Source organism: Brevundimonas sp. (assembly GCF_046295075.1).
Lineage (GTDB): Bacteria > Pseudomonadota > Alphaproteobacteria > Caulobacterales > Caulobacteraceae > Brevundimonas.
This window is the reverse complement of the sequence record NZ_JBKBOC010000009.1, coordinates 61,940-86,430: the sequence shown is the minus strand read 5'-3', so window position 1 is coordinate 86,430 and position 24,491 is coordinate 61,940. Positions and strand designations below refer to the sequence as shown.

Annotated in this window: 18 protein-coding genes and 2 tRNA genes; 8 read left to right on the top strand and 12 right to left on the bottom strand. The window is 67.4% G+C overall.

Going from position 1 to position 24,491, the window contains the following annotated elements; all coding sequences use genetic code 11:
- Positions 1 to 63 precede the first annotated feature (63 nt).
- Positions 64 to 1,197: a DNA cytosine methyltransferase gene (locus ACK4MH_RS09340; RefSeq protein WP_409717331.1), complete on the top strand. Its 1,134-nt coding sequence runs from the start codon at positions 64 to 66 to the stop codon at positions 1,195 to 1,197.
- Positions 1,198 to 1,602: 405 nt separating this feature from the next.
- Here ACK4MH_RS09340 and ACK4MH_RS09335 read toward each other — a convergent pair whose 3' ends face one another.
- From ACK4MH_RS09335 to ACK4MH_RS09325, 3 genes are all read right to left on the bottom strand, one after another.
- Entirely contained in the window at positions 1,603 to 1,962 is a 360-nt protein-coding gene (locus ACK4MH_RS09335; protein WP_135194427.1) for a YdbL family protein, read from the bottom strand.
- Positions 1,963 to 1,996: 34 nt separating this feature from the next.
- The gene (locus ACK4MH_RS09330; protein WP_159847615.1) at positions 1,997 to 2,185 is read right to left on the bottom strand and encodes a YnbE family lipoprotein; all 189 of its coding nucleotides are present in this window, start codon (positions 2,183 to 2,185) and stop codon (positions 1,997 to 1,999) included.
- 77 nt (positions 2,186 to 2,262) lie between these two features.
- The gene (locus ACK4MH_RS09325; protein ID WP_409717328.1) at positions 2,263 to 5,484 is read right to left on the bottom strand and encodes a YdbH domain-containing protein; all 3,222 of its coding nucleotides are present in this window, start codon (positions 5,482 to 5,484) and stop codon (positions 2,263 to 2,265) included.
- Positions 5,485 to 5,803: 319 nt separating this feature from the next.
- Here ACK4MH_RS09325 and ACK4MH_RS09320 point away from each other — a divergent pair, with 319 nt between their 5' ends.
- Positions 5,804 to 7,159, top strand: a complete 1,356-nt coding sequence (locus tag ACK4MH_RS09320) for a peptidoglycan DD-metalloendopeptidase family protein (protein WP_409717326.1) — start codon at positions 5,804 to 5,806, stop codon at positions 7,157 to 7,159.
- 16 nt (positions 7,160 to 7,175) lie between these two features.
- Here the strand turns inward: ACK4MH_RS09320 and ACK4MH_RS09315 are convergent, their stop codons facing one another.
- The gene (locus ACK4MH_RS09315; RefSeq protein WP_409717324.1) at positions 7,176 to 7,382 is read right to left on the bottom strand and encodes a hypothetical protein; all 207 of its coding nucleotides are present in this window, start codon (positions 7,380 to 7,382) and stop codon (positions 7,176 to 7,178) included.
- A 128-nt stretch (positions 7,383 to 7,510) separates the two neighbouring features.
- On the opposite strand from ACK4MH_RS09315, the gene ACK4MH_RS09310 reads away from it, so the two are divergent.
- Both ACK4MH_RS09310 and ACK4MH_RS09305 read left to right on the top strand, forming a co-directional pair.
- The gene (locus tag ACK4MH_RS09310; protein WP_409717322.1) at positions 7,511 to 8,521 is read left to right on the top strand and encodes a LacI family DNA-binding transcriptional regulator; all 1,011 of its coding nucleotides are present in this window, start codon (positions 7,511 to 7,513) and stop codon (positions 8,519 to 8,521) included.
- A gap of 12 nt (positions 8,522 to 8,533) precedes the next feature.
- On the top strand, positions 8,534 to 9,277 hold the full coding sequence (locus ACK4MH_RS09305; RefSeq protein WP_409717320.1) for a sulfite exporter TauE/SafE family protein: 744 nt from the start codon (positions 8,534 to 8,536) through the stop codon (positions 9,275 to 9,277).
- An 808-nt stretch (positions 9,278 to 10,085) separates the two neighbouring features.
- On the opposite strand, the gene ACK4MH_RS09300 is transcribed toward ACK4MH_RS09305, so the two are convergent.
- The 5 genes from ACK4MH_RS09300 to ACK4MH_RS09280 all read right to left on the bottom strand — a co-directional run bounded on the left by ACK4MH_RS09300 (position 10,086) and on the right by ACK4MH_RS09280 (position 14,547).
- A tRNA-Ser gene (locus ACK4MH_RS09300) sits at positions 10,086 to 10,196 on the bottom strand.
- Positions 10,197 to 10,277: 81 nt separating this feature from the next.
- On the bottom strand, positions 10,278 to 11,849 hold the full coding sequence (locus ACK4MH_RS09295) for a sensor histidine kinase (protein WP_409717318.1): 1,572 nt from the start codon (positions 11,847 to 11,849) through the stop codon (positions 10,278 to 10,280).
- On the bottom strand, positions 11,846 to 12,568 hold the full coding sequence (locus ACK4MH_RS09290) for a response regulator transcription factor (protein WP_409717316.1): 723 nt from the start codon (positions 12,566 to 12,568) through the stop codon (positions 11,846 to 11,848). The genes ACK4MH_RS09295 and ACK4MH_RS09290 overlap by 4 nt, the downstream gene beginning before the upstream one ends.
- A gap of 2 nt (positions 12,569 to 12,570) precedes the next feature.
- Positions 12,571 to 13,950 carry a DUF4153 domain-containing protein gene (locus ACK4MH_RS09285; RefSeq protein ID WP_409717314.1) on the bottom strand — a complete coding sequence of 460 codons (1,380 nt, stop codon included), beginning with the start codon at positions 13,948 to 13,950 and terminating at the stop codon, positions 12,571 to 12,573.
- Positions 13,951 to 14,470: 520 nt separating this feature from the next.
- Positions 14,471 to 14,547: transfer RNA gene (locus ACK4MH_RS09280), tRNA-Arg, on the bottom strand.
- A gap of 145 nt (positions 14,548 to 14,692) precedes the next feature.
- On the opposite strand from ACK4MH_RS09280, the gene ACK4MH_RS09275 reads away from it, so the two are divergent.
- Entirely contained in the window at positions 14,693 to 16,441 is a 1,749-nt protein-coding gene (locus ACK4MH_RS09275; RefSeq protein ID WP_409717312.1) for a gamma-glutamyltransferase family protein, read from the top strand.
- A 4-nt stretch (positions 16,442 to 16,445) separates the two neighbouring features.
- Here the strand turns inward: ACK4MH_RS09275 and ACK4MH_RS09270 are convergent, their stop codons facing one another.
- The gene (locus ACK4MH_RS09270) at positions 16,446 to 17,309 is read right to left on the bottom strand and encodes a lipid A-modifier LpxR family protein (protein WP_409717310.1); all 864 of its coding nucleotides are present in this window, start codon (positions 17,307 to 17,309) and stop codon (positions 16,446 to 16,448) included.
- Positions 17,310 to 17,480: 171 nt separating this feature from the next.
- Positions 17,481 to 19,370, bottom strand: coding sequence for a ribonucleoside-diphosphate reductase subunit alpha (locus tag ACK4MH_RS09265; RefSeq protein ID WP_135194422.1), 1,890 nt, complete (start codon positions 19,368 to 19,370; stop codon positions 17,481 to 17,483).
- A gap of 315 nt (positions 19,371 to 19,685) precedes the next feature.
- Here ACK4MH_RS09265 and ACK4MH_RS09260 point away from each other — a divergent pair, with 315 nt between their 5' ends.
- The 3 genes from ACK4MH_RS09260 to ACK4MH_RS09250 are packed head-to-tail and all read left to right on the top strand — an operon-like array spanning position 19,686 to position 23,149.
- A complete protein-coding gene (locus tag ACK4MH_RS09260) occupies positions 19,686 to 20,426 on the top strand; it encodes a phosphatase PAP2 family protein (RefSeq protein ID WP_409717307.1) in 741 nt (246 codons plus the stop codon).
- 56 nt (positions 20,427 to 20,482) lie between these two features.
- Positions 20,483 to 21,802: an acetyl-CoA hydrolase/transferase family protein gene (locus ACK4MH_RS09255; protein WP_409717305.1), complete on the top strand. Its 1,320-nt coding sequence runs from the start codon at positions 20,483 to 20,485 to the stop codon at positions 21,800 to 21,802.
- Between the two features lie 45 nt (positions 21,803 to 21,847).
- Positions 21,848 to 23,149, top strand: a complete 1,302-nt coding sequence (locus ACK4MH_RS09250; protein WP_409717303.1) for a PQQ-dependent sugar dehydrogenase — start codon at positions 21,848 to 21,850, stop codon at positions 23,147 to 23,149.
- Here ACK4MH_RS09250 and ACK4MH_RS09245 read toward each other — a convergent pair.
- Positions 23,146 to 24,384, bottom strand: a complete 1,239-nt coding sequence (locus ACK4MH_RS09245; RefSeq protein ID WP_135194418.1) for an argininosuccinate synthase — start codon at positions 24,382 to 24,384, stop codon at positions 23,146 to 23,148. The genes ACK4MH_RS09250 and ACK4MH_RS09245 overlap by 4 nt on opposite strands.
- Positions 24,385 to 24,491 lie beyond the last annotated feature (107 nt).

Sequence of the window (24,491 nt, the reverse complement as noted above, 5' to 3'; positions counted from 1 at the left end):
CGTGGCGGAGGTGAGGTCGAGGACGGTCTCGGTCAAGGGGCGGGGCTGCGTTATGCTGATCCCATGTCGATTCGCCCCAGCGCATATGAGTTCTTCGCCGGGGGCGGTCTGGCGGGGCTGGGCCTGTCGGATGCGGGCATGGACACCGTCTTCGCCAACGACATGGACGCGGCCAAGGCGCGAGCCTTCGTCGCCAATCATCCGCAGACGCCATTTCGCCAAGGGGATGTCTGGGGCCTGACGCTGGACGACCTGCCGGGACGGCCCGACATGGCCTGGGCCTCATCGCCCTGTCAGGACGTCAGTCTGGCGGGCGCGCGGGGCGGGCTGGAGGCCGGGCGATCCGGCGCCTTCTGGGGGTTCTGGCGGCTGATGCAGGGTCTGGCGGCCGAGGGGCGCGGCCCGCGCGTGATCGTGCTGGAGAATGTGATCGGCCTGCTGACTTCAGGTCACGGACGGGACTTCGCGGCCGTCTGCGCGGCCATGGCCGAGGCGGGATACACGGTCGGGGCGCTGGAGATGGACGCCGCCCACTGGCTGCCCCAGTCGCGGCCGCGTCTGTTCGTGGTCGCCATTCGGGGCGATGCGCCGTGCGCGGCAGGTCTACAGACGGGGAGGCCGATCGCACCCTTCCATTCCCCGCGCCTGATCGCCGCTCACGCTCGGCTGCCCGATGCAGTAAAGGCGGCCTGGGCCTGGTGGTCTCTGCCCGCGCCATCGCAACGCAATCTGGACCTGGCCGCCGTGCTGGAGCCGGACGACGCCGTGACCTGGCTGGAGGATGCGGACGCCATCCTGGCCCTGGCCGGGCCGCTTCACCGCGCGCGGATCGCGGCGGCCGTGGCCTCGGGCCGGCGCTGCGTCGGGGCCGCCTATCGTCGGGTGCGGACCGAAGACGGCGAAAAGGTCCAGCGTCTGGAGGTCCGGTTCGACGGCCTGGCCGGCTGCCTGAGGACGCCGGCCGGCGGATCTTCGCGGCAATATGTGGTGGTGTGCGATCAGGGCCGGGCGCGGGTGCGGCGCCTGACCGGGCGCGAGGCGGCCCGGCTGATGGGGGTGGGCGAGGACTATCGCCTGCCGTCCAGCGAGAGCGCGGCGCTGAAGCTGATGGGCGACGCCGTCGCCGTGCCGGTGGTCAGGGCGTTGGCGGAGGGGCTGTTGCTGCCCGCGCTTTCGGATCGGCGCGCGGCGGCCTGATCGAGCGAGGCGTTAGGGCGGAATTGCACTGCAACGGAAAAACAGTGCAAGTCGTGCAACTTCACGTCAGTGCGTTGTTTTCGTTTAAGTAAAATTCGGCTTCGAATTGCACTGGTGCAACAAGGTGCAATTTGCTCGACGAAGTTGGACTCCGAAAAAACAGTCTAACGAGTCCAAGTCGTGGGGATGGCGATGCCAAAGACCGGGCATGCATCATAACCCGGTCTGACGTGGCGCTAAGGAAGATGACGATCCGGCCGTGTAGTGGCCTGAAAACGCGTCTTTTCTTCTTGCGCACTAGGATGGATGGCAGCCCCGCGAGGGTTGAGGCCGCAGCCCAGCCCTGCGGGTCGTGGCTGAACGCCGTGGGCCCTCGGGACGAGCCCGAGGGCGACGGTCTTTAGCTTAGCGCTGGACCCACTGGCCCTGGGCGTTGCGGTACCACTGGCCCGAGGAGATGCGGGGCAGGAGCTGGGATTCGAACATCCGGGCGCCGGCGACATCGGCCGAGGTGCCGGCGTCGGTTGCGCTGCGGGCGTAGGCGGCGCGGCGGCCGGCGTTGGTGGCGTCCACGGCGGCGCGCAGCCCGGCGTCCGAAGTCGGGGTGCGGAAGCCCAGGTAGCCGTCGGCCTGTTCGCCGACGACGCCGGCGGCCTTGGCCTGGTCGATCTGGGCCTTTTGGGCGCCGGTCTGGGCGATGGCGGCCCCGGCGACACCCATGGCGGCGACGGCGGCGCCGATGACGAAGAGTTTGCGGAAGGTCATTTCAGCCTGTCCCTTTCAGAAGAGAAGCGGGAGATCAGAAGAGATTGGGGTTCTGCTGGAGCAGGGTTTGCAGTTCCTGGTCCAGGCGGACGCGCACATCGGCGTCCAGCTTGGCGTAGATCTGGATCGGCGCGACCTCAAGACGGATGGTCGGGGCGCAGGCCGCGAGGGCGACGACGACCGCTCCGAAGCCGAGGCCGGCCAGTTGGCGCTTGTGAATCATGACGTGGGCTCCGGTTCGGCCGAGAATGACAAGTCTAATAGCACGTCGCCAAGTGAACGCGCGCTGAATGGTGAAGTTCAATCGACGGGGGCAGGCGCCGGCGTCGGTGCAGGCGTCGGCTCCGGCTCTTGCTGACCTTGCCGGGCGCGATTGACCGCCAGCAGGTCCGAGATCAGCTGGTTGGCGTTCAGGGTCGTGTCCAGCGTCAGGTCGATCTGGGTGTTCGACGGCAAGGGCAGTTTGCGGTTCAGGAATTCGCGGCTGATCAGTTCGGCGATCGTCAGGCGCAGTTCCTGGCGCTGGGGCGGGTCGTGACGACCGCGAATGTGGAACAGCACCGAGACCCGGCCGCCGTCCAGGCTGTTCACATCGGCGCTGAGCACGTCGAAGGACAGGTCCTCCATCGCCTGATAGGCCAGATCCTCGACCATGCCGGAGGGCAGTTCCTCGCCGCCGCCGCCCGCATTCACGTCGGTCAGGACCTCGCGCTTGATCGACAGACGGCCCGGCTGGACCGCGCCCAGGGTTCCGGCGGTGATCCGCAGGCCCGTCTTGGGATCCATGATGAAGGGCAGACGGCCCGAGACCACGGCGTCCAGCGTGACCTTGTCGTCGAAGCCGGTGTCGGCGACGATATCGCCCAGTTGCACCCGGTCCAGCACGATGACGCCGCTGTAGGGCTGGGTGGCGTCCAGCGGGACGGTGAAGGGCTCGACCGAGACGGTTCCGCCGCCGGCGGCGACCTGGGCGCCGTCGATCAGGACGCCGGATTCGTTGACCGAGAAGGTCACGTCCAGGGCCGTGACCGCCGTGCCGATCGCCAGACTGTCGGCCGTCAGCTTCTGGTTCGGGGCCGTGATCAGCGGCGTCAGGCTGCTGAAGACCACGTCGCCGCGCAGGCCCTTGACCGCGCCCGCCGGGCTGACGAAATCCAGGCCCGGCGTGACCAGACGCCCGCTGGAGGTCGGCTCGGCGTCCTTGGTCCAGTCGAACCGGCCGTCGAAGCTGACCGAGCCCGTCACCGGCGACTGGAGGAAGGCGGCGGCCAGGGGGCTGAGCATCGCCGGCTGAAGGCCGTTCTCGGCGAAGGTCACATTGGGGGCGGCGATGACGATGCCGCCCGAACCCGTGCGGCCGTCGTGCGCCAGGGTCAGGCGGCCCAGCGTATGCGCCGCCGCCTCGCCCGTGCCCTTCAGGTCGAAGGCGCCGGTCCAGCGTTCATTGGCCAGGGTCGCGGAGCCGGTCGCGGCCAGGGGTTCGAACCGCGCAGGCGTCAGGGCGTCGATGGCGCGGGCGGTCGTGACATTCGCCGTCAGGCCGACGCCGGCCTTAGTCCCGTCAACCGTGACCCGCCCTGAGGCGTCGGCGAACCGCATGCCCAGGAAGGGCGCCTGGGCCGAGACCTGATCGAAGGCGCCGACGACACGCCAGACGCCGTCCTTCGATGTCAGCAACGGACCGCCGGCGGGGCACAGTTTGCCGGCGACCTGATGGACGTCGTTCTCATCCAGCTCCAGCCGCTCGACCGTCAGGTCCACGCAGTCCGGAGTCGCATAGGTCAGTCGGCCATCGGCCATGGCCAGGACGCCGCGCGTCCGGGCGTCGATGCCGCGCGCTAGGTCGAAATCCAGACGGGCGCGGCCGTCCAGGGTCGCCTCGAAACCGGTCTGGGTCAGCCGCCAGTTCGGCACGGCGACGGTCATCTCCGGCAGGCCCTTGCCGCGCGTCGCGGTGACGGTCAGCGCGCCGCCGCCCAGCCGGCCGGCCTCGGCCTGATAGGCGCCTTCGCCGGCCTGGGCCACCGTCAGGACGCCGCCGTTGGCCGGGATCATGGTCACGGGGCGAGGCAGGACAACCGTCGTGCCAGCCGTGCCGGTCGCGAACCGGATGGCGGGGGCGTTTAGGGCGAAGCTTCCCAGCGCCCGCTTCATTTCGGCCAGCTCGGCGATGTCGTCGGGGCCGACCGGGCCGAACAGGGGCCAGGCGCCGTCGGCGGCGCGCAGCGAGCCATCGGCGCCGATCTGGATGACGCCGTCGCTGACGACATCCAGGTTCAGGTCGGTGCGTCCGCGTTTCAGCGCCAGGTCTCCGAAGCCGAACCGGTCGAAGGTCGCGCTGACCGGGCCGGTCGCCTCGAAGGCCGCGTCTTTGCCGCCGAACGTCAGGCTGCGCGAGGTCAGCGACAGGCGGCTGATATTCGTCTGGCCCATCCGACCCGAGGCGGCCGTCAGGGACAGGGGCGCCTGCACGCTCCAGCGCAGGGCGTCGTCGCGCGAGACGGTCAGTTTGGCCCGGGTCGCCGTCGCCGCGACATCAGCGATGCGTAGGTTCGCGCCCTGGACCGCCGCCGCCTTCAATGCCGTCGTCGCGGCGCCCTCCAGACGGAAGGTCTCGATCCAGCCGGAGACGACGCCGTCGAACTGGGCCGTGACATCGGCGTTGCGCGCGCCGACGGTTTCGGTCCCCAGGCGCGCGCCGGTCAGGCGGGCGTCCAGAACCACCCGGCCGTCGCCGCGTCGGGTCTTCAGATCAGGATAGGGCAGGTCGCCGGTCAGGGTCAGGTTCGCCCCCTGCCCTCTCGCTGCGGTGGTCGTAAAGGCGTCGGCCGCCGCCAGCAGCCGCACCGCCACCCGGTCGCCCGTGGTGGTCAGGTCCAGCGTCGCGGACAGGCCCCGCGCCTCGACCTCGCCGCTCTTCAGCGCCGCCGTGGGCAGGCGCGCCGCCAGCCGCATCAGCTTGCCGTCGTCGATCCGCGCATCGGCCAGGATGTCGATGACGCCATATTCAGTGTCCAGCCGTCCGCGACCGCCCTCGACGATGACCAGGGGACTGCGCGAATCCGGGCGCGGCGGGCCGCCGGTGAACTCCTTGACCAGCGGGTCCAGCGAACCCAGCGACAGCTTTCCGCCCTTCCAGCTGGCCCGCACCACCGGCCGCACCAGGCGGATGCGGCTGGGCGTGACGCCCAGGCCGGTCTTGGACCACGGCAGGGCCACCGCGTAATCGACCTCGGCCCGCTCGACCACGACGTCGGGATTTTTTGGGTCGCCGATGCGGATGCGGCCGACGAAGCCGTCGATCTCGACCCGCTCGACCTCGACATCGGCCTGGATGCCGCGCTGGTCCAGCCAGCCGACCAGCACGTCGCGCGCCACCGCCCGGCGATTGAGATAGAGCAGCGCCGCCGCGATACCGACCAGCAGCACCGCGATCATCACGACGACCGCGACGCCGCGCAGGACGCGGCGACGCGGTGGCGTCCGGGAAGACGGAGAAGGTTTCGCGGGGGTATCGGTCAAGCGGATCGATCGCGTGATTGAAACAGGTCGCCGATCACCTTCGTCATCCTGATCCCGAGCACAAGATCAAAGCGTTACCGGCGGCGTTCGACGGCGCGTTCCTTGACGGTGAAGCTGGGCGATAAAGCGGCGCAGGCGCATGCGTCCGTCCACAGCGGATTACTGCTCCCGATTCGGACGTTAACCGTTTGTAACGGTCTGTCTTCCCAAAGTGAGACAGGCAAGCTATAGGACCGCCTTCGCGCCATGGGCGATCGGCGCGAACTTCGAGAACGAGTAACGCTTTGGCGCCGCAGGCGTCGCAATACGACGGGGACCGATGGCTCAGTTCGACCCACGCCGCCAGCCGACACGGCTCGCGCCGCACATGCTGACTACGGTAGCCGCAATCTCGGTGGCGATGCTCGCCGGTAGAGCCTATCAACCCGCTCAAGCCGAAGAGGTTCCCGCGCTGACCTCGGCCCAGATGGCCGCCATGGAAGCCCAGGCCTTCGCCTCCGCAAACGCCCCCGCCGGCATGACCGCCCCCGAGGCCGTTCTCGTCCAGATTCGCCGTGGTGAAACCTTCGAGCAGGCCGTCGCCCGCACCGGCGTCGCGCCGGAAGAAGCCAGCGCCGTCGCCGCCACCGTCGCCAACGCCTTCGACCTGGCCGATCTGCGCGCCGGTCTGAAGTTCGAAACCGCCATCGCCAAGCCGCGTGACGGCCGGGGCGACGCCCGCCTGATCGGCCTGACGATGCGCACCGGCCCGGCGTCGCAGCTGACCGTGTCGCGCAGCTTCGACGGCGCCCTGCGCCTGCGATCGCTGGAAGAAAAAGTCACCCACGAGACCGTGGTGCTGAAGGGCGATGTCGAGCGTTCGCTGTCCGCCAGCGCCCGCGAACTGGGCGCCACCGCCTCCATCGTGCGTTCCGCCAGCCGCCTGTTCGCCACCAAGTTCGACATGCAGCGCGACATCCGGTCGTCTGACGAGTTCACCATGGTCTTCGACCGTGAAGTGACCGAGGCCGGCCGCACCGTCGATGTGGGCGACCTGATGTACGCCGAACTGCGCGGCGTCACCTTCTACCGCTTCAAGCCGGCCGGCGCGAAGGAGGCCCAGTTCTTCGACGCCAACGGCAAGAACCTGCGTTCGGCCATGATGCGCACCCCGCTGCAGAGCTTCCGCCGGGTGTCGTCCAGCTTCGGTTTCCGCACCCACCCCATCTCGGGCTACAAGAAGATGCACCAGGGCATCGACTTTGCCGCCGGAACCGGCACGCCGGTCGTGGCCCCCGCCGACGGCGTGGTGGTCGAGGCCCGCCGCTGGGGCGGCTATGGCAACTGGCTGCGCATCCGTCACAACAACGGCCTCGAAAGCGGCTACGGCCACCTGTCGCGCTACGGCTCGGGCATCCGCGCCGGCCAGCGGGTCAGCCAAGGCCAGATCGTCGCCTATGTCGGTTCGACCGGCGCCTCGACCGGTCCGCACCTGCACTATGAGCTGTGGCGCGGCGGCCGACGGATCAATCCGGCCGGCGTACGCACCCAGGAAGGCACCGAACTGGCCGGCGCAGACCTCGCCGCCTTCCGCGCCGAAAAGACCCGCATCGATCGCATCATCGCCTCGGGCGGTCAGAAGCGCCCGGCGATGCAACAGGCCTCGGCTGAGGGCCTGCGCCCCGCGAACGGCTGAGGTCTCACGGCTGTGTTCAGCCGACCAGGCGCGGCGTCGATCGCCCTTCGCTCGGGCATGATAGGCCGTGAACCGCCACATCGGCCTCGCCCAGCCTGAGCCCCAGCACGTCCAGCACCGGGTTCAGCACGCCATCCAGAACTGGTCCCAGCGGTTCAAGCAGCCGACCCAGAGCCTTGGTGACGGGGGCGGGGCTGAGGCCGCGCAGGTCCATGACGCTCATGATTTCCTCTCTGGGTTTCTTATGGGGATCGTGAATAGGGAACGATGCCGGGAACGTTCCCGCTTTACATCCGAGTTTGGCCGGGTCAAGCGTTCTGGCAGGAGGCGTTATGAAATCAGAGCATCGACATGCGTGAGCGGCGCGGCGAACCCGTCCGCGTGACCATTCTGGACATCGCCCGGGCAACCGGGGTGTCCAAGAGCAGCGTGTCGCGTTTTCTTGACGACCGATCGCCTTCCAACAGCGAGGCCGCCCGTCTGGTCCGTCGCGTGGCGACGGAGCTTGGTTATGTCCGCGATGTCTCGGCCGCCAATCTGCGTCGAGGCTCGACCGGCACGATCGGCGTGATCGTGCCGCGCCTGACCGATACGGTGATGGCGATGTTGTACGAATCCCTTGCACGCGCAGCAGGCCGCGCCGATCGCTTCACTATCGTCGCTACGAGCAACGACGAGCCGGCCGCAAATCAGCGCGCTGTCGACATGCTGCTCGCGCGTGGCGTTGACGGGCTGGTGCTGGCGACGACGCGGATCGGCGACGGCCTGGCCGACAAGCTGGCGGCCCAGGGCGTCCGCTTCGTACTCGCCCTGCGCACGGACGGCGTGCATCCGTCATCGGTGGGCGACGACGCTCTGGGGGGCTATCTCGCCGCACGCCACCTTATCGACCTGGGACACCAGCGCATCGGCGTCATCGCCGGGCCTGCCGACACATCCAGCGCAGTCAGCCGGGTCGAGGGATATCGCCGGGCGATGGAGGAAGCCGGCCTCGTCGTTCAGCCGGAATGGATCGTGCCATCCACCTTCGGCTTGGACGCCGGCCATCTGGCGGCGCGCGAGCTGATGACCCTGGCGTCTCCGCCCACGGCCATCTTCGCGATCAACGACAACACCGCCATGGGCGCCCTGTCGGCGCTCGCCCAGCTCGGCGTGTCGGTGCCCGGCGACATCTCGGTGGTGGGCTACAACGACATCCCGATCGTCAGTCACCTGCCCACGCCCTTGACGACGGTGCGCACCCCCTTCGATCAGATCGCCACCGCTGCGGTGAACCTGCTCCTCGACAGCCACGATCCGGTCGAGCCGATCGTACGGACAGCGCCGACCCTGATCCCAAGGCAATCGACGCGGCGCCTCTAGAGTCCAGATCAGATGGAGCCGACCACACTCGCCCTTATCTCGGCCGCCTTCTTCGCCGCCGGCTGCGTCAAGGGCGTATCCGGCATGGGCCTGCCGACCGTGGTGATGGGGCTTCTGGGCGCGTTGTTGTCGCCATTGACCGCCGCCAGCCTGGCTACGGTCCCCACCTTTCTGACCAATGTCTGGCAGCTATTCAGCGGCGCAAGCTTGGGGCCTCTGGCAAAACGTTTCGGGCTCATGCTGGTCCTGACGTTCACAGCCACCCTTGCCGGCACAAGTCTGATCGTGAGGCTGGACGCCGACCAGATCACGGGCGCCCTGGGGGTCGTGCTCGCGCTTTACGCGGCCTATGGCCTGTTGGCGCGGCCGTTCAGCCTTTCGCCGCTATGGGAGCGCCGCCTCGCGCCGGTATCGGGTCTTTTCACGGGTGCGATCACGGGCGCGACCGGCGCTGCGGTGGTCCCGCTGGTCCCTTTCCTTCAGTCGCTCGACCTGTCCAAGGACGACCTTGTCCAATCCCTGGGCCTGTCGTTCACCGTCTCAAGCCTCGCCCTTGCGATCGGCCTGGCCTGGCATGGCGCACTCCAGCTCGATGTCGGTCTGATCTCCATTGCAGCGACGCTCCCCGCGGTCGCCGGCATGATCGCTGGTCAGTCTCTGCGCCGCCGCATTTCCCAAGCCCTGTTCCGCCGCCTGTTCTTCATCGCCATCGCCCTCCTTGGCTTAGAAATGGCGACGAGAGCCGTTCGCGGCTGAACTGAATGAGCGGCCTATTCGACATTCTAAGCAGGCAGCGAGGTCCACAAGATCCTGACGCACCCAACTTACATGGCGAACATCACTTCAACTCGCGAGACTATCTCACCAAGAAGCCCAAACCAGAGTCGGGAGACGCAATCATGGCGGTTCCCCAATCATCTCTCGCGATGAATTTGAGGCTGCCAAAGCTAGGCTGAGATCGCGAAATCCAAGGGGACGCCCGCACGGGTATCGAGCAGCCCAAATCTCCTCACCGGCATTTGTTTCTGCGGCAATTGCGGGGGGCGCGAAGGCTCGCATGGTGGAGGTCGGATGTAAGGGCATGTCGGCGCCCATGGATAGGTTGGACGACGCAATCATAGCTCATATCGAAGAGCGGCTGCTTGAACTGCAGCGGCCTGAAAAGCTGATGGAGCAGCTTCTGGATCGGAGGCTGGAGTAGGCGGACCAGCGGCGTGGGCACGTAGCCGAACTCAAGAAGCGTGCGTCCGAGGCTGAAGCGAAGTTGACTCGGCTCTATGAGGCATCGAGTTCGGTGCGCTTGCGCCATCGGAGACCTCCCTCAAGGAGCGCGTAGAGGAACTGATCCGCACTCGTGACCAAGCAAGAATAGACGCCGAGCGGGTCACGTCGTCGGTCAAACGATTGACGCCCACGACCTGCGGTCCTTCACGCAACCGGTCGAGGTGGTCAGCAAGACCGAAGCACGGCTCATCGGCTCGCGAACAGAGCTTTTACGTGCCTGACGACTAGCGATGGTGGGGATTTCGCCGCTGTTGGCGGAGTTCTCGGTTTTAAACCAAAGTGGCGCACCCGGAGCGATTCGAACGCCCGACCCCCAGATTCGTAGTCCGGCGAAAATTTCTCTATTATCAGTGAATTACACCATACGTTCTGTAACAATCTAGACTGGTGCGCCCCTAGGATACGCAGCGTTACATGAGTGACCGCGAACGCCCTGACGGCGGTCCAAGTGTCTGCCGCACCGTCTGACAAGCTACTGGGCGAGCGGCATGACCAACTCGAATACAGCGCCTTCGGTCGTAGGCTGCAGGTCGAGAGTGGCGTCGTTGGCCGCCAGCAGAGCGCGAGCGATGGAAAGGCCGAGGCCGGCGCCGCCCTCCCCCCGTCGCGTGGTGAAGAAGGGCTCGAACACTCGACCGGCGTCGGCCGGCGCAATGCCTGGCCCGTTGTCCGCCAGGGTCACGACAAGTCGGTCAGACAACGTCGCCGTACTGATGGTGACGGCTGTCGCGCCCGCCTGTCGGCTGTTTTCCAGCAGCGTCGAGACCACCATCTCAATGGTCGAGGCCGGAACGGCGACCCTCGGCGTTTCGTCCTCGATCGTCGTCGAGATCGCCAGTTGGCTTGACCTTGCATCGACCGCCTTGGCGATCGGAGGGCGCACATCGACCGAAAGCCCGGCTTGGGGACGCGCCATATCGGCGCGCGCCAGGTCGAGCAGGCGCGTCACAAGGGCTGAGAGGCGGCGGGCGTCGGCTGCGATGTTGTCGAGGAACCGCCGACGTTGGTCGGGAGCCATCTCATGGTCCTGGAGCAGTTCGACGGCGCCCTGAATGCCGGACAGGGGCGTCTTGAACTCGTGACTGACGGCGGCCGCAAAGTCGCGCAAATAGCGGGACCGGCGGTCTACGGCCTGAGCCATCTGCCCGAAGTCCTCGTAGAGGGTCTGGATTTCGACGGCGGCGGTGGCCGGCGCTGGAGGAAGCATGCCGCCGCCGCTGGCGACATCGCGGGTCGCCCGACTGAGCGCTTCGATCGGGCGGGCGATGCCGCGCGAGACCAGAACTGCCAGAAGGGCGATCAGGCCCAGGGTCCCAACGACGCCCAGCCCGATCTTGATCCGGTCCTGGTACAGCCCCTTGAACAGCGCACGGGGTGAGCGGGACGCCACGACGACCCCCTCGACCTGGCCATTCACCATAACCGGCCGCGCATGGTGGATACGGACGCCCGCTGCGCGACTGAGCCATTCCAGGGAGTAGCGCGGATGATAGGCGTCGTTACGGCGCAGTACCGTCCGAGGCTCGCCCGCAAGCGCCGACCGCACTTCGGCCAGATCGGCGAGGCCGCCACCTTGGCCATAGCCGTGGACGATCGTTCCGTTGCGATCCAGTAGGAGGATCGAGGCCAGGGTGGTGCGGCTGGTCCGTTCGATGACGGGACCAAGCCGTGCTGCGACCGCAACCGCCCCGGCCTCAGACGCGGCAGCGGCGCGCGGGGAGGGTCGAGCGGGCAGGACAGGCGTGGAGCCCAGGTCGATCGTCGCGGGTTCTGGCCTGTAGTAACCCGGATCGTCGCGTCGGGCGGGATCAAGCGGGATCACGACGGCCCCGGGCCAATCCGAGGCGGCGACGGCCGACAGGACGACGGCCTGGGCGACCAGTTCCGCCTCCGTCTGGCGCACCAGGGTGTTCTCATAGACCCGCAGGAATATGGCGCTAAGCCCAGGCAGGATGCCGGCGAAGATCAGCACCGACAGCAGGATCGTTCGAAGCCTGAGCGCCGGCCAATGACGGCGGACGAAGGCGCGCAACCGTGCGATCACGCCTCCGGCGCTCCGGGCGCACCGAGGCAGGGGCCAAGCTGATAGCCGATACCCGGTCTGGTCTCGATCACGTCGGCCCCACCCACCAAGGCGAACTTGGCCCGAAGGTTGCGGACATGGCTGTCGATCGTACGGTCGGTCATGGCGAAGCCGGGGCCGTGGACCCGGTCGATGATGGCGTCCCGCGTGAAGACCCGGCGCGGCGCATCGGCCAGGGTGCGCACGATGCTGAACTCCGTCACGGTCAGCGGCACCTCGACATTGCGCCATGTCGCCCGCCATCCGTCCGCGTCCAGACCCAGACCACCAAAGGCGAACTGGCCCGGCGTCGGCGGGGGCGGGTTCCGCGCGATACGGCGCAGGATGGCGGCGACCCGCGCCACCACCTCGCGCGGGCTGAAGGGCTTGGTTACATAGTCGTCCGCCCCCAGTTCCATGCCCAGAATGCGGTCGATCTCGTCGTCGCGCGACGACAGGAACAGGACCGGCAAATCCCCCTGAGCCCGAATTCTGCGACAGGTCTCGATCCCGTCCATGCGCGGCATGTTGATGTCCAGCACGACGAGGCTGGGCCTGCACAGGGCGATGTCGGCCAGTGCAGCCTCCCCGTCGGCGGCCTCCCGCGTCGCCAGACCCGCCTTCTGAAGCGCAAAGGTCAGCAGGTCGCGAATGTGCGGGTCGTCATCGACCACCAGGACGGTGCTTTGCATGATGGCCATGTTCAGCCTTCCGTCAGAGAGGTCAACGGCACAGATACAGGCGAGGCGACGGGCGCAGGGGCAATGGTCGGCGCTGCCCGGACGAGCCGTCCGTCCCAACCGCGCGCGCCCGGCGCGGGCGACGACAGTGCGCGGTTCCGCTGCAAGGCGTCGACATGAACAAGGCGACGCTGGTCGCGCCAGGTCCAGCCGCGCCATTCGGCCTGACGACGCCGAACGTTCAGCAGGATGTCCTGGCGAACGGCGGCGACCCGGTCGCGCAGGGCGACGTCGTCCGTGGTCGTTTCCAGCTCCATCAGAGAGACGAGCGCAGGCGCGCCCAAAGTATGGAGATAGCCGAGATCCAGTTCGACCCCGCGACCTCCGGCCTCCCTGGCATGCCGAACGTTCCAGCCGGCCACGACGGCGCCGAGGTCGATGACGCTGACGACCGCGAGCACGATCAGCGCAGCCATGGCGTTGGCGTTGATCAGCCAGTGCGCCGACTTGCCAGCCAACATGCGCCAACAGATCAGCATCAGGCCGACCGCGACCAGAGCCATCCAGATCATCGCGGCGATGCGGAAGCGGGTCAGGGCGTAGGCCTCGATATAGTCGGCGGTGCGCAGCAGGCTGGAGGCGACCAGGATCATGTTTTGGGCGATCCAGACGACCACCAGACGACGAACCAGCGGCTTGGTAGCGGTGTCGGAACCCGGCTGGAGCGCGACCAGGACGAACAGCCCGGCAAGCAGGGCGGTGACGATCAAGGGATAGGCGCCGCGATGTGCGTATTCGGCCAAACCCATGTCGCCGGGAAGAGGCGCGCCGCTCCAAAGGAACGCTAGGTCCAGACTATTCTGGAGCGCGAAGACCGCATTGAAGACAATCAGGGACAAGGTGATCGTGCGGGTCAGGAACGCTGAAGGCTTTCCGATCTTCCGTTCAGGCAGGGCGACCAAGGGCTTGCGCCAGCGCGGCCGCAACAGGCCCATAACACCGATGAAGACGGCGCACCAAAACAGCACGCGAAGGATGTTCTGGCCCGACAACGGCGGCAGCGACAGGCTGGCGAGCGCGTTCGAAATGAGCGGATTCGCCGCCGAGAACAGGGCGAGGAAGACCGCACCGCCGACCACGGGCATAACGAGGAGGCCGAGCAGGGCCAGGGCGGACATTCCACCGCAACCGCGCCTCAGCCGTGAAACCTTGAGCAGGTCGACGACGGGGCCAAACAGCGTGAAAAGCCAGTGAAGCGTCAGTCTTTGGGCCCAGCCCCACGCGGTCTCGTTCGGCCCTACCCGGCTCGACAACGCCCCGAGGCTCATAGAGACGACGAACAGAGCCCAGGCCAGCAGCCCAGGCCGGTCCGCCAGGACCAGGGCGAAGGCAGCGCCGACCACGACGAAGCCCAGACCGCGACGATTTCGTAGCAGGTCTTTCCGACCGAAGAGCGCACCCCCCAAGATCGCGAATGCAAACAGGCCAAGGCTCGTGCCGGGTGCATGCGTGAAGACCAGCAGGTCGGCGAGGCCGACAAGGACGGCGCCAACGGCGATCCTGAGCCAGAATGATGATCGAGGCAGAGCATGTATGTGAAGCATCGGGGCCTCCCTTTCGGGAATGACTTCTCCGCCATGGGCGTCGAGATCGATTGCGCGCCCGAAGGATTGTCAACGCAGGCGTCGTGCAGGTTCGATGCAGACCAAGGCGCGGCGCCGGGCCGACTTGAATCGTTGTGGTTAATGGACACGCCGGTCGCGGTCCTCGAGCATCGAGCCTCTTCGTGAGCCCCAGACTGAACCGATCGGGGCTACGCTTAGAAATCAGAAACTTAGATTGGACTGCTGGGCAATGTTACAGCAGGCCCAGCGGCTGTACTCACAGCGCAATCTGCTCAAGTGACTGATACGTCTAAGGAAATGGCGCACCCGGAGCGATTCGAACGCCCGACCCCCAGATTCGTAGTCTGGTGCTCTATCCAGCTGAGCTACGGGTGCGGCTGCCTTGCGGCGAGGGCGGGTCTTTAGCTCGCGGATCGGGCGGACGCAAGCGGGGGAATGCAGTTTTGCGCAGATAGAGCGGTTGGCGCGGCGCGCGGGACGGATTAGGCCTTTGGGACGTTCTCGCCTCCCCGGATATTCCATGCGCTCGTTTCGTCGTCAGATCGCCGCCCTGCTCGTGCCCGTCGTCCTGGCGGGGTGTCAGACGGCGGCAGGGATGGATGCGGCGGCGACACCCCAAGGCATAGCGGGCGCTCCGGCTTCGCCCCAGGCGTCATCCCCGGCTAGGGGGCCATTCGTGACTGCGGCCAATCCGCTGGCGGTCGAGGCGGGGATGACCGTGTTGCGGCGCGGCGGGTCGGCGGTCGATGCGGCGGTGGCGATCCAGGCGGTGCTGGGGCTGGTGGAGCCGCAGTCGTCGGGCCTGGGCGGCGGCGCCTTTTTGATGAGCTATGACGCCGAGACCGGGACGGTGACGGCCTATGACGGGCGCGAGACGGCGCCGGCCTCGGCCACGCCCGAGCTGTTCTATGAGGACGGCAAGCCCCTGCCCTTCATCGACGCGGTCCTGTCGGGGCGGTCCACGGGCGCGCCGGGGGCGGTGGCCATGCTGGCCATGGCGCAGAAGGATCACGGCAAGCTGGCGTGGAGCGACCTGTTCGGGGACGCCGAACGGCTGGCGCGCGATGGGTTCACCGTCAGCCCCCGTCTGGCGGGCATGATCAATGGGCGCAGCCCCCAGGCGCGGACCCGCTGGGCGACCGCCTATTTCACCAAGCCGGACGGGACGCGATATCAGGCGGGCGATACGCTGAAGAACCCGGCCTATGCCGACACGGTCGCACGTCTGGCGCAGCAGGGGCCGGGCGTCATCTATGGCGGGGAGATCGGGGGCGAGATCGCCGCGACCGTGGGTCAGGGTCCGCGCCCCGGAGCCCTGAGCGAGGCGGACATCGCCGCCTATCGTCCGCTGCGTCGTGACGCCCTGTGCAGGCCCTATCAGGCCTATGTCATCTGCGTGCCGCCGCCGCCGTCCAGCGGCGTGGCCCTGCTGCAATTCCTGGCCATGGCCGAGGCGACGCCGGATCTGGACAAGGGCGCGGCGAGCCCGCAGGCCTGGGTCGCGTTCGGGCGGTTGCAGCGGCTGATGTATGCCGACCGCGACCGCTATGTCGGCGACAACGACTTTGTCGGCGTGCCCATCGCGGGCCTGCTGGATCCCGACTATGTCGCCGCGCGCGCCGCCCTTGCGCCCCAGGTCAACGGGCCGGTCGAGGCGGGCGCCCCGACGGGGTCGCCGCCGCGCGGAACCGACCAAACGGCCGAGCCGGGCGGCACCTCGCACATGGTCGTGGTGGATGCCTGGGGCAACGCCGTCAGCATGACCACGACGGTGGAGAGCATCTTCGGCAATGGGCGGATGGTCGGCGGGTTCTTCCTGAACAACCAGCTGACGGACTTCTCGTTCACGCCGCGCGAGGACGACCATCCGGCCGCCAATGCGGTGGCGGCGGGCAAGCGGCCGCGGTCGTCGATGACGCCGGTGCTGATCCTGGATCGACAGGGCCGGCTGGTGGGGGCCATCGGTTCGCCGGGCGGGTCCAGCATCCTGGCCTATGTGGCCAAGGCGTTGGTCGGGACGATGGATTGGGGCCTGTCGATGCAGGACGCCATCGCCCTGCCCAATCTGGTGGTGCGGGGCGACATGATCGGCGCCGACACCGACATGATCGCGCCGGATATCCGCGACGCCCTCGGCGCGGCAGGCATGGCGTTGAGGCCAAACGCCACCGAGACCTCGGGACTGCATGGGGCGATCTGGCGGGACGGTCGGTGGGATGCGGGGGCCGATCCGCGTCGCGAAGGTGTGGCGGTATCGGAGGTTCGCTGACGGATCAGCGGCTGGGACGTAGGGTCAGCTGAAAGGCGACCAGACCCTCGTCCAGGTCGGTGTCCAAGCCGTTCATGCCGCGCAGACCCTTGCCCGCGTCGATCTCGCGATAGACCACCCCGACCGAGGTCTGCAGGTCGCCCCGACGATAGGCCACGCCGATCGAGGCGTCCCCTAGGAAGCTGCCCTTGTCCTGGGTATAGCCGGAGCGGGCGTAGTGGCCGTCTCGGGTGCGAGCGAAGTTATAGCCCACGGCACGGCCGGAACCGGCGGCGTAGAGATACCAGCGCGGCCGTTCGCCGAACCGTTCGCGGCCGTCGGGCGCCAGGCGGTCCAGCCCCTCGCCGATCTTGAGCGTGACCCCCGCCTCGGCCGAACGGCCCTCGCTGCCGACGCCCAAGCCGGCGTGGGGCGTCAGGCTGACTTCCAGGCCCGAGGCGGTGTGTCCGCGCGCGCCGCGGAAACCGCGCACATAGCGCAGGTCATAGGCGTCAGGGTCCAGCTCGGCCCGGTCGACGGGGGTGACCGGAAGGGGCGAGCCGTCGGCGCGACGAAGCCGCCCTGCGGTTTCCAGCGTCACCCGGTCGGTGAAATCAGTGCGATCGATCCAGACGTCGCGGCGGGTGCTGGCGGACAGGCCCGACCCATCGTCGGGGCGGAAGGCCGTCGGGATTTCGATCTGGGCGCCGAAACGAGCCTCGGGCGCGACACGGAAGCTGGTCTGGTCGGTCAGGCGGGCAGTGACAGCGCCGGCAGCGTCTGGCGCAGCGTCGAACGCGTTGGGGGCCCAGGTCTGTGCGGAAACGGCGTTCGCACCGGCCATCGCCAGCACGCCCCCCACACCAAAAATCCAGGCCTTCAAACGCATCCGGTCTCCCCACCGATCCGCTGACCTCACACTGCAACCGCGCGGCGCAGGAGTCCAACAGGTTTTCGACATGGTTTCGTCGCTTTTCAACGACGATGACCGGCGGGGGTTCCCGAATGCAAAAAGGGCCCCGCTGTCGCGGGGCCCTTCAGGATCGTCAGCGTGGCGGCCTTACTGGCAGGCCAGGCACTCGTCGTAGTCGGTCTTGGGCATGGAGAAGAGATCGGGCTGGTTCGGGTCGATCACGGCTTCGGCCTTGTCCTGGGCGCCGGCGAAGGCGGCCCGCTGCACCGACTTGGAGCGCAGATAATAGAGCGACTTCACGCCGCGTTCCCAGGCGGACCAGTGCAGCATGTGCAGGTCCCATTTGTTGACGTCTCCGGGGATGAACAGGTTCAGTGACTGGGCCTGGCAGATCTCCGGCGCGCGGTCGGCGGCCAGTTCGACCACCCAGCGCTGGTCCAGCTCGAAGGCGGTCTTGAAGATGCCCTTCTCGTCCTCATCCAGTTCGTCGAGGTGCTGGACCGACCCTTCCTGTTCAAGGATCGAGCTCCAGACGGCTTCGGTGTTGATGCCCTTCTGGTCAAGCAGGCGCTCCAGATAGGGGTTCTTGACCGCGAACGAGCCCGACAGGGTCTTGTGCGTATAGATGTTGGCCGGGATCGGCTCGATACCGGCCGAGGTGCCGCCGCAGATGATGCTGATCGAGGCGGTCGGGGCGATGGCCAGCTTGTGGCTGAACCGCTCCATGACGCCGCGCTCCTCGGCGTCCAGGCACGGACCCTTCTCTTCGGCCAGCAGGCGGCTGGCCTTGTCGGCCTCGCGACGCAGATGCTTGAACAGGCGCATGTTCCACGACTTGGCCATGGCGCTTTCGAAGGCGACGCCCTGGCCCTGCAGGAAGGAGTGGAAGCCCATCAGGCCCAGGCCGACCGAACGCTCGCGCTTGGCCGAATAGACGGCGGCGGCCATGGCGGGCGGGGCGCGACGGATGAAGTCCTCCAGGACGTTGTCGAGGAAGCGCATGATGTCCTCGACGAACATCGGCTCCTCGCGCCATTCCAGGAAGGTCTCGGCGTTGACCGACGAAAGGCAGCAGACGGCGGTGCGGTCCACGCCCAGGTGATCGCGGCCGGTGTGCAGCATGATCTCGGCGCACAGGTTGGACTGTTTGACCTTCAGGCCCAGCTCGCGCTGGTGCGGCGCCATCTGGCGGTTCACCGTGTCGGAGAAGATCATATAGGGCTCGCCGGTCTGCATCCGGATGTCGAGCAGCTTGGTCCACAGCGAACGGGCGTCAACAGTCTTCATGACCTCGCCGTTCTTGGGCGACTTCAGGTCGAAGGTCGCGCCGACCTTCACCGCCTCCATGAACTCGTCGGTGATGTTGATGCCGTGGTGCAGGTTCAGGGACTTGCGGTTGAAGTCGCCCGACGGTTTGCGGATTTCGAGGAATTCCTCGATCTCGGGGTGGTGGATGTCCAGATAGACGGCGGCCGAGCCGCGACGCAGGGACCCTTGCGAAATCGCCAGCGTCAGGCTGTCCATCACGCGGATGAAGGGGATGATGCCCGAGGTCTTGCCCGCGCCCTTGACCTTTTCGCCGATGGAGCGGACGCCGCCCCAGTAGGTGCCGATGCCGCCGCCGTTCGAGGCCAACGAAACATTCTCGTTCCAGACGTTCTGGATGCCCTCAAGGCTGTCCCCCACAGCGTTCAGGAAGCAGGAGATGGGCAGGCCGCGATCCGCGCCGCCGTTCGACAGGACCGGGGTCGCCGGCATGAACCACAGGCGGCTCATATAGTCATAAAGACGCTGGGCGTGTTCGGGATCGTCCGAGAAGGCGGTCGACACGCGGGCGAACATGTCCTGGTAGCTCTCGCCGGCCAGCAGGTAGCGGTCTTCCAGGGTCTTCTTGCCGAAATCGGTCAGCAGGTCGTCGCGCGACCGGTCCACCTGGACCGACTTCACCACCGTCAGGTGGGGGCGTTCAGGCGTCTGCGTTCCCGCAACACCTTGGAATTCCGTCGTCTTCAATGCCTCGCCGCCAGCCATAGTCATCCGCGTCCTGAACAGAAAAAGCCTGAGCCACCTGCGCCGTAACCACATCATCTTGTGGCCTCTGCGCTCCCCGAGCCCACATATAGGGCGCATATGCCTAATGACCCGTCAACGGGCTTGACGGACACTTAGTGGGCGAATCGCTTGGACAAGTCGCGCAGGCCTGGGGAAAAGCCAGTGCGCAAGCCAGCACGGCCCCTTTACGTTCATGCGACAACACGATCACGAACGCGTGATCGGAACATAGGGCGAGCTTGGCCGTTTGGCCCGTCCATGACCCTGTCTGATCTTCGTCCCTTTTTGATACGCGTCCTGATGGTCGCGCGCACGGAGATCGCGGCGCTTGCCGCCCTCTTCGTCGTCGCGGCCGGCGTGTTGACCTTCGTCGAACTGGCGGACGACATGACCGAGGCCGACGGCATCGCTTTCGACAATCACATTCTGGCGTTGATGCGGCCCTATGCCGACGATCCCGGCCGACCATGGGGACCGTGGTGGCTGAAGGAGGCGGCGGCCGACATCACCTCGCTGGGCGGCATATCAGTGCTGGGCCTGTTCGCGCTGATCGTGATCGTCTTCCTGTTGAGCCAGAGGAAATGGCTGTCGTCGCTGCTGCTGGTCGTGGGCCTGGCTGGCGGTGTCGCCCTCAGCGAAGGGCTGAAGGCAGTGTTCGAACGCGCCAGACCGCCTGCCGCCCTACAGGCGGTGGAGACGATCAACGCCAGTTTCCCGTCCGGTCACGCCCTGCTGTCCACCGTCTTCTATCTGACCGTCGCCGTCATGCTGACGCGCGCCTTCCCGCGCGAGCGGTTCAAGGTCTTCGTGCTGGGCGTCGGAATATTGATGGCCCTGCTGGTCGGCCTGACCCGCATCTATCTGGGCGCCCACTGGGCCACCGACGTCTTCGCCGGCTGGGCCGTCGGTGCGGCCTGGGCCATGGCCCTGTGGCTGGCCGCCTATGGGGTGGCGCGTTGGCAGAAGCGGCATCGTGCGCCGTTGCAGGACGAGCCGTCGCCGATCGAGGTCGAGACGACGATCGCCGCGACCAAAGTCTAGGCCCGCGGCGCCGTCCGCGACAGGCTAGTCTGGCTGAACGCCGCGAGAGATGAGCCATGGACCACGCCGCCCTATACGCCGAACGCCTGATGACCCCCGATCAGGCCGCCGCCCTGATCCGTTCGGGCGCCAAGGTCGCCATGGGCCTGGGCGTGTCCCAACCGCCGGCCCTGCTGAAGGCTCTGGCCGAACGGGCGGAGCGGGGCGAGGTCGAGGACGTCAATCTCTACTATCTGCTCTCAACCGCCATCGCGGGCGACACGGTGCTGCGCTACGAACTGATGAACCGGATCCGGCCATGGAGCCTGTTCCACAGCGCCATCGAGCGGCGGCTGGAACAGCGGGCGCACGAGGAGGGTGGGCCCAATCCGGTCCAGTTCATCCCGACCGGCTTTCAGCAGTCGCCTCGCCTGCTGTGTCACGAGGTCGGGGTGGACATGCTGGTCTGCACCGTGTCGCCGATGGATGAGGACGGCTTCTTCTCCTTCGGGACCAACACGGACTACGCCAAGCCGGTGTCGGAGACGGCCCGGACGATTGTCGTGGAGGTCAATCCGCACATGCCGCGGGTATTCGGCGACTGCACCGTCCATGTGTCGAAGGTCGCGGGAATCGTCGAACACGCCGCCCCCCTGCTGGTCGTGCCCAGGGCCGAGCCCCAACCGGCGGACCTGGCCATCGGCCGGATCATCGCCGGTCTGGTCGAGGATGGAGCGACGCTGCAGATGGGGATCGGCGCCCTGCCCAACGCCGTCTGCGACGCCCTGAAGGACCACCGCGACCTGGGCGTCCATACCGAGATGCTGACGCCGGGACTGGTCGAGCTGATGCAGGCCGGGGTCGCCAACCATGCCCGCAAGACCCTGCATCCCGGCGTGGGTGTGTTCGCCTTCTCGATGGGCGACCTCAACACCTATCAGTTCCTGGACGGCAATCGGGGCATGGAGGCCCATCCGGTCTCCTATGTGAACGACCCGGCCGTGATCGCGCGCAATGCGAGGATGATCTCGGTCAACGCCACGCTTCAGGTCGATCTGACCGGCGCCTGCTGTTCGGAGTTTCTGAACGGGCGACAGTTCACGGCCGCCGGGGGCCAGCTGGACTTCGTGCGCGGGGCCTATGGATCGCAGGGCGGCAAGTCGATCATCGCCTGTCACTCCACGGCGGCCAAGGGGACGGTGTCGCGCATCGTGGCGCGGCTGGACGGGCCGGTCACCACGCCGCGCAACGACACCCATATCGTCGCCACCGAACACGGCTGGACCAATCTGAAGGGCAAGTCGTCCAGCGAGCGCGCCCGTGCCCTGATCGCCCTGGCCGCGCCCGAGTTTCGCGACGGGCTGACCGCCGCAGCTCGTGAGCAGGGCCTGATCTGACGCCAACGGCTTGATCTTCGGCCGCCTGTCGGGACTTCTACCGCCATGAAGACCGCCCGCCTGCTGGCCCTGCTCGCCCTTCTCGTCGCCGCGCCCGTCAGCGCCAGCGCGGCCCAGGGCGCCTATGCGACACAAGGGGACTGCGGCGGCCGACCCATGACCGGCGTGCGGATGGCGCCCGGCTATTGCCTGGGGCTGGTGTGGCAGGGGTCGGGCGCGGACGGGCCTCGGATGCCGCGCGGCCTGTTGGCGCTGCCCGGCGGCGACTGGTTGGTGACGGACCTGGGCAACTGGTATCCGGGCAACGGCGCGATCTGGCGGCTGTCGTTCGGCCCGGCCGGCGCCCCGCGCTGGCGACGGCTGGCCCAGGGGCTCAACATGCCGCACACGGCGGCGCGGGGGCCGGACGGGCGCCTCTATGTGTCCGAGATGAACCGGATCCTGACCCTGGACCCCGAAGCGGCCGATCCGGCGGCGACGGTGCAGACGGTGATCGGCGACCTGCCGGACAACCGGCTGCACGCCAACCGTCACCCCCTGTCCAGCTTCGTGTTCGACGCAAACGGCGACCTGCTGGTCAATGTCGGCGCCCCCAGCGACCGCTGCGTAGACGCCAGAGGCCGGGCGCGCGCCGATGTGTCCGGCGCCTGCATCGACAGCGCCGCGACGGCCCAGGTGCGCCGCCACGCCTATCTGGGCAACGGCCGCTGGGCCGAAGACAGCACCGTCTTCGCCTCGGGCCTGCGCAACTCCATCGCCCTGGTGCGGCACCCGTCGGGGACGATTCTGCAAGGCGAGAACTCGGTCGACCTGACCACGCCCGACCATCCCTATGACGAAATCAATGTGCTGCGTCAGGGCGGACATTACGGCTGGCCCTATTGCGTGGACCTGGCGACGCCCCTGCCCGGCTGGAGCGCGGCCCAGGCGCGGTGCGGCCAGCGCGAGCGGCCCGCCGCCCTGCTGCCGCCGCACGCCGCGCCGCTGGACCTGATCTATTACGAGGGGGCGATGTTCCCCGAACTGCGCGGCCGGCTGCTGATGAGCTGGCACGGCTATCGTCGCGCGGGCGGTCGGATCGTGGCGGCCGAGACGGACGCCCAGGGCCGCCCCCTGACCGACGTCGGCGGACGCTACGCCATCTATCCGCGGGGATCCCTGCCCTATCCGGCCGGCGCGCCCAGCATACGCGGCAAGGTGCTGACGTCGGGCTGGGACACGGTCGCAGGCCGTCAGCCGCGTGGCGCGCCGGTCGTCCTGGCGGTCGCCGCCGATGGCTCGATCTGGGTCACGGATGACAGGAACCGGGCGATCCTGAGGATCGCCCGGTCGGAGACCCCACCCTAGGCCTTGCGCGCGTCGCGCTTGGCCAGAACGCGCAGGCGAAGGGCGTTCAGCTTGATGAAGCCCTCGGCGTCGTGGTGGTCATAGGCCTGGACGCCTTCCTCGAAGGTCACCAGGTCCTGGTCGTACAGGCTGTTGGGGCTCTCGCGGCCGATGATGCTGACATTGCCCTTGTAGAGCTTGACCTTGACCGTGCCGGAGACCTTCTTCTGGCTGAGGTCGATGGCGGCCTGCAGCATCTCGCGCTCGGGCGAGAACCAGAAGCCGTTGTAGATCAGCTCGGCGTATTTCGGCATCAGCTGGTCCTTCAGGTGCATGGCGCCGCCGTCCAGGGTGATGCTTTCGATGCCGCGGTGGGCCGCGATAAGGATGGTGCCGCCGGGGGTTTCATAGACGCCGCGCGACTTCATGCCGACGAAACGGTTCTCGACCAGGTCCAGACGGCCGATGCCGTTGTCGTGGCCGTACTGGTTGAGGGCGGTCAGGATCGTCGCCGGGCTCATGGCCTCGCCGTTGATCGAGACGGCGTCGCCTTGCTCGAAGCCGATCTCGATGACGGTGGCCTTATCCGGCGCGTCCTCGGGGCTGATCGTGCGCTGGTGGACGAACTCGGGGGCCTCGACCGCCGGGTCTTCCAGCACCTTGCCCTCGGACGAGGAGTGCAGAAGGTTGGCGTCGACGCTGAAGGGCGCCTCGCCGCGCTTGTCCTTGGAGATCGGAATCTGGTTCTTCTCGGCGAAGTCCAGCAGGGCCTCGCGGCTGCGGAACTCCCATTCGCGCCAGGGGGCGATGACGCGGATGTCGGGCTCAAGCGCGTAATAGCCCAGCTCGAACCGGACCTGGTCGTTGCCCTTGCCGGTCGCGCCGTGACAGACGGCGTCGGCGCCGACCTGACGGGCGATCTCGATCTGGCGCTTGGAGATCAGCGGACGGGCGATGGAGGTGCCCAGCAGATAGTCGCCCTCGTATTGCGCATTGGCGCGGAACATCGGGAAGACGAAGTCGCGCACGAACTCTTCGCGCAGGTCGTCGATGAAGATGTTCTCGGGTTTGATGCCCAGCTTCAGCGCCTTCTCGCGTGCAGGGCCAAGTTCCTCGCCCTGGCCCAGATCGGCGGTGAAGGTCACGACCTCGGCGTTATATTCGGTCTGAAGCCACTTCAGGATGATCGAGGTGTCCAGGCCGCCAGAATAGGCGAGGACGACTTTCTTCACGGGCTTGTCGGCGGGGGCGGACATGGCGGCTCTTTCGGTAAACTCAGCAGCAGGGATCGGGGAGTTGACGCGCGCATAAGACCGGGGGTCCGGCGATGCAACCTTTTCCGGGGCCTCCTGACGAAGAGAGG

What these genes read in the sequence shown, in the direction of transcription:
- ACK4MH_RS09290 (WP_409717316.1), bottom strand. Translation starts at nt 12,568, where the DNA reads ATGGCCATCATGCAAAGCACCGTCCTGGTGGTCGATGACGACCCGCAC.
- ACK4MH_RS09250 (WP_409717303.1), top strand. Translation starts at nt 21,848, where the DNA reads ATGAAGACCGCCCGCCTGCTGGCCCTGCTCGCCCTTCTCGTCGCCGCG.
- ACK4MH_RS09245 (WP_135194418.1), bottom strand. Translation starts at nt 24,384, where the DNA reads ATGTCCGCCCCCGCCGACAAGCCCGTGAAGAAAGTCGTCCTCGCCTAT.
- ACK4MH_RS09305 (WP_409717320.1), top strand. Translation starts at nt 8,534, where the DNA reads ATGGAGCCGACCACACTCGCCCTTATCTCGGCCGCCTTCTTCGCCGCC.
- ACK4MH_RS09310 (WP_409717322.1), top strand. Translation starts at nt 7,511, where the DNA reads ATGCGTGAGCGGCGCGGCGAACCCGTCCGCGTGACCATTCTGGACATC.
- ACK4MH_RS09335 (WP_135194427.1), bottom strand. Translation starts at nt 1,962, where the DNA reads ATGACCTTCCGCAAACTCTTCGTCATCGGCGCCGCCGTCGCCGCCATG.
- ACK4MH_RS09315 (WP_409717324.1), bottom strand. Translation starts at nt 7,382, where the DNA reads ATGAGCGTCATGGACCTGCGCGGCCTCAGCCCCGCCCCCGTCACCAAG.
- ACK4MH_RS09255 (WP_409717305.1), top strand. Translation starts at nt 20,483, where the DNA reads ATGGACCACGCCGCCCTATACGCCGAACGCCTGATGACCCCCGATCAG.
- ACK4MH_RS09340 (WP_409717331.1), top strand. Translation starts at nt 64, where the DNA reads ATGTCGATTCGCCCCAGCGCATATGAGTTCTTCGCCGGGGGCGGTCTG.
- ACK4MH_RS09260 (WP_409717307.1), top strand. Translation starts at nt 19,686, where the DNA reads ATGGTCGCGCGCACGGAGATCGCGGCGCTTGCCGCCCTCTTCGTCGTC.
- ACK4MH_RS09265 (WP_135194422.1), bottom strand. Translation starts at nt 19,370, where the DNA reads ATGACTATGGCTGGCGGCGAGGCATTGAAGACGACGGAATTCCAAGGT.
- ACK4MH_RS09270 (WP_409717310.1), bottom strand. Translation starts at nt 17,309, where the DNA reads ATGCGTTTGAAGGCCTGGATTTTTGGTGTGGGGGGCGTGCTGGCGATG.
- ACK4MH_RS09320 (WP_409717326.1), top strand. Translation starts at nt 5,804, where the DNA reads ATGGCTCAGTTCGACCCACGCCGCCAGCCGACACGGCTCGCGCCGCAC.
- ACK4MH_RS09330 (WP_159847615.1), bottom strand. Translation starts at nt 2,185, where the DNA reads ATGATTCACAAGCGCCAACTGGCCGGCCTCGGCTTCGGAGCGGTCGTC.
- ACK4MH_RS09275 (WP_409717312.1), top strand. Translation starts at nt 14,693, where the DNA reads ATGCGCTCGTTTCGTCGTCAGATCGCCGCCCTGCTCGTGCCCGTCGTC.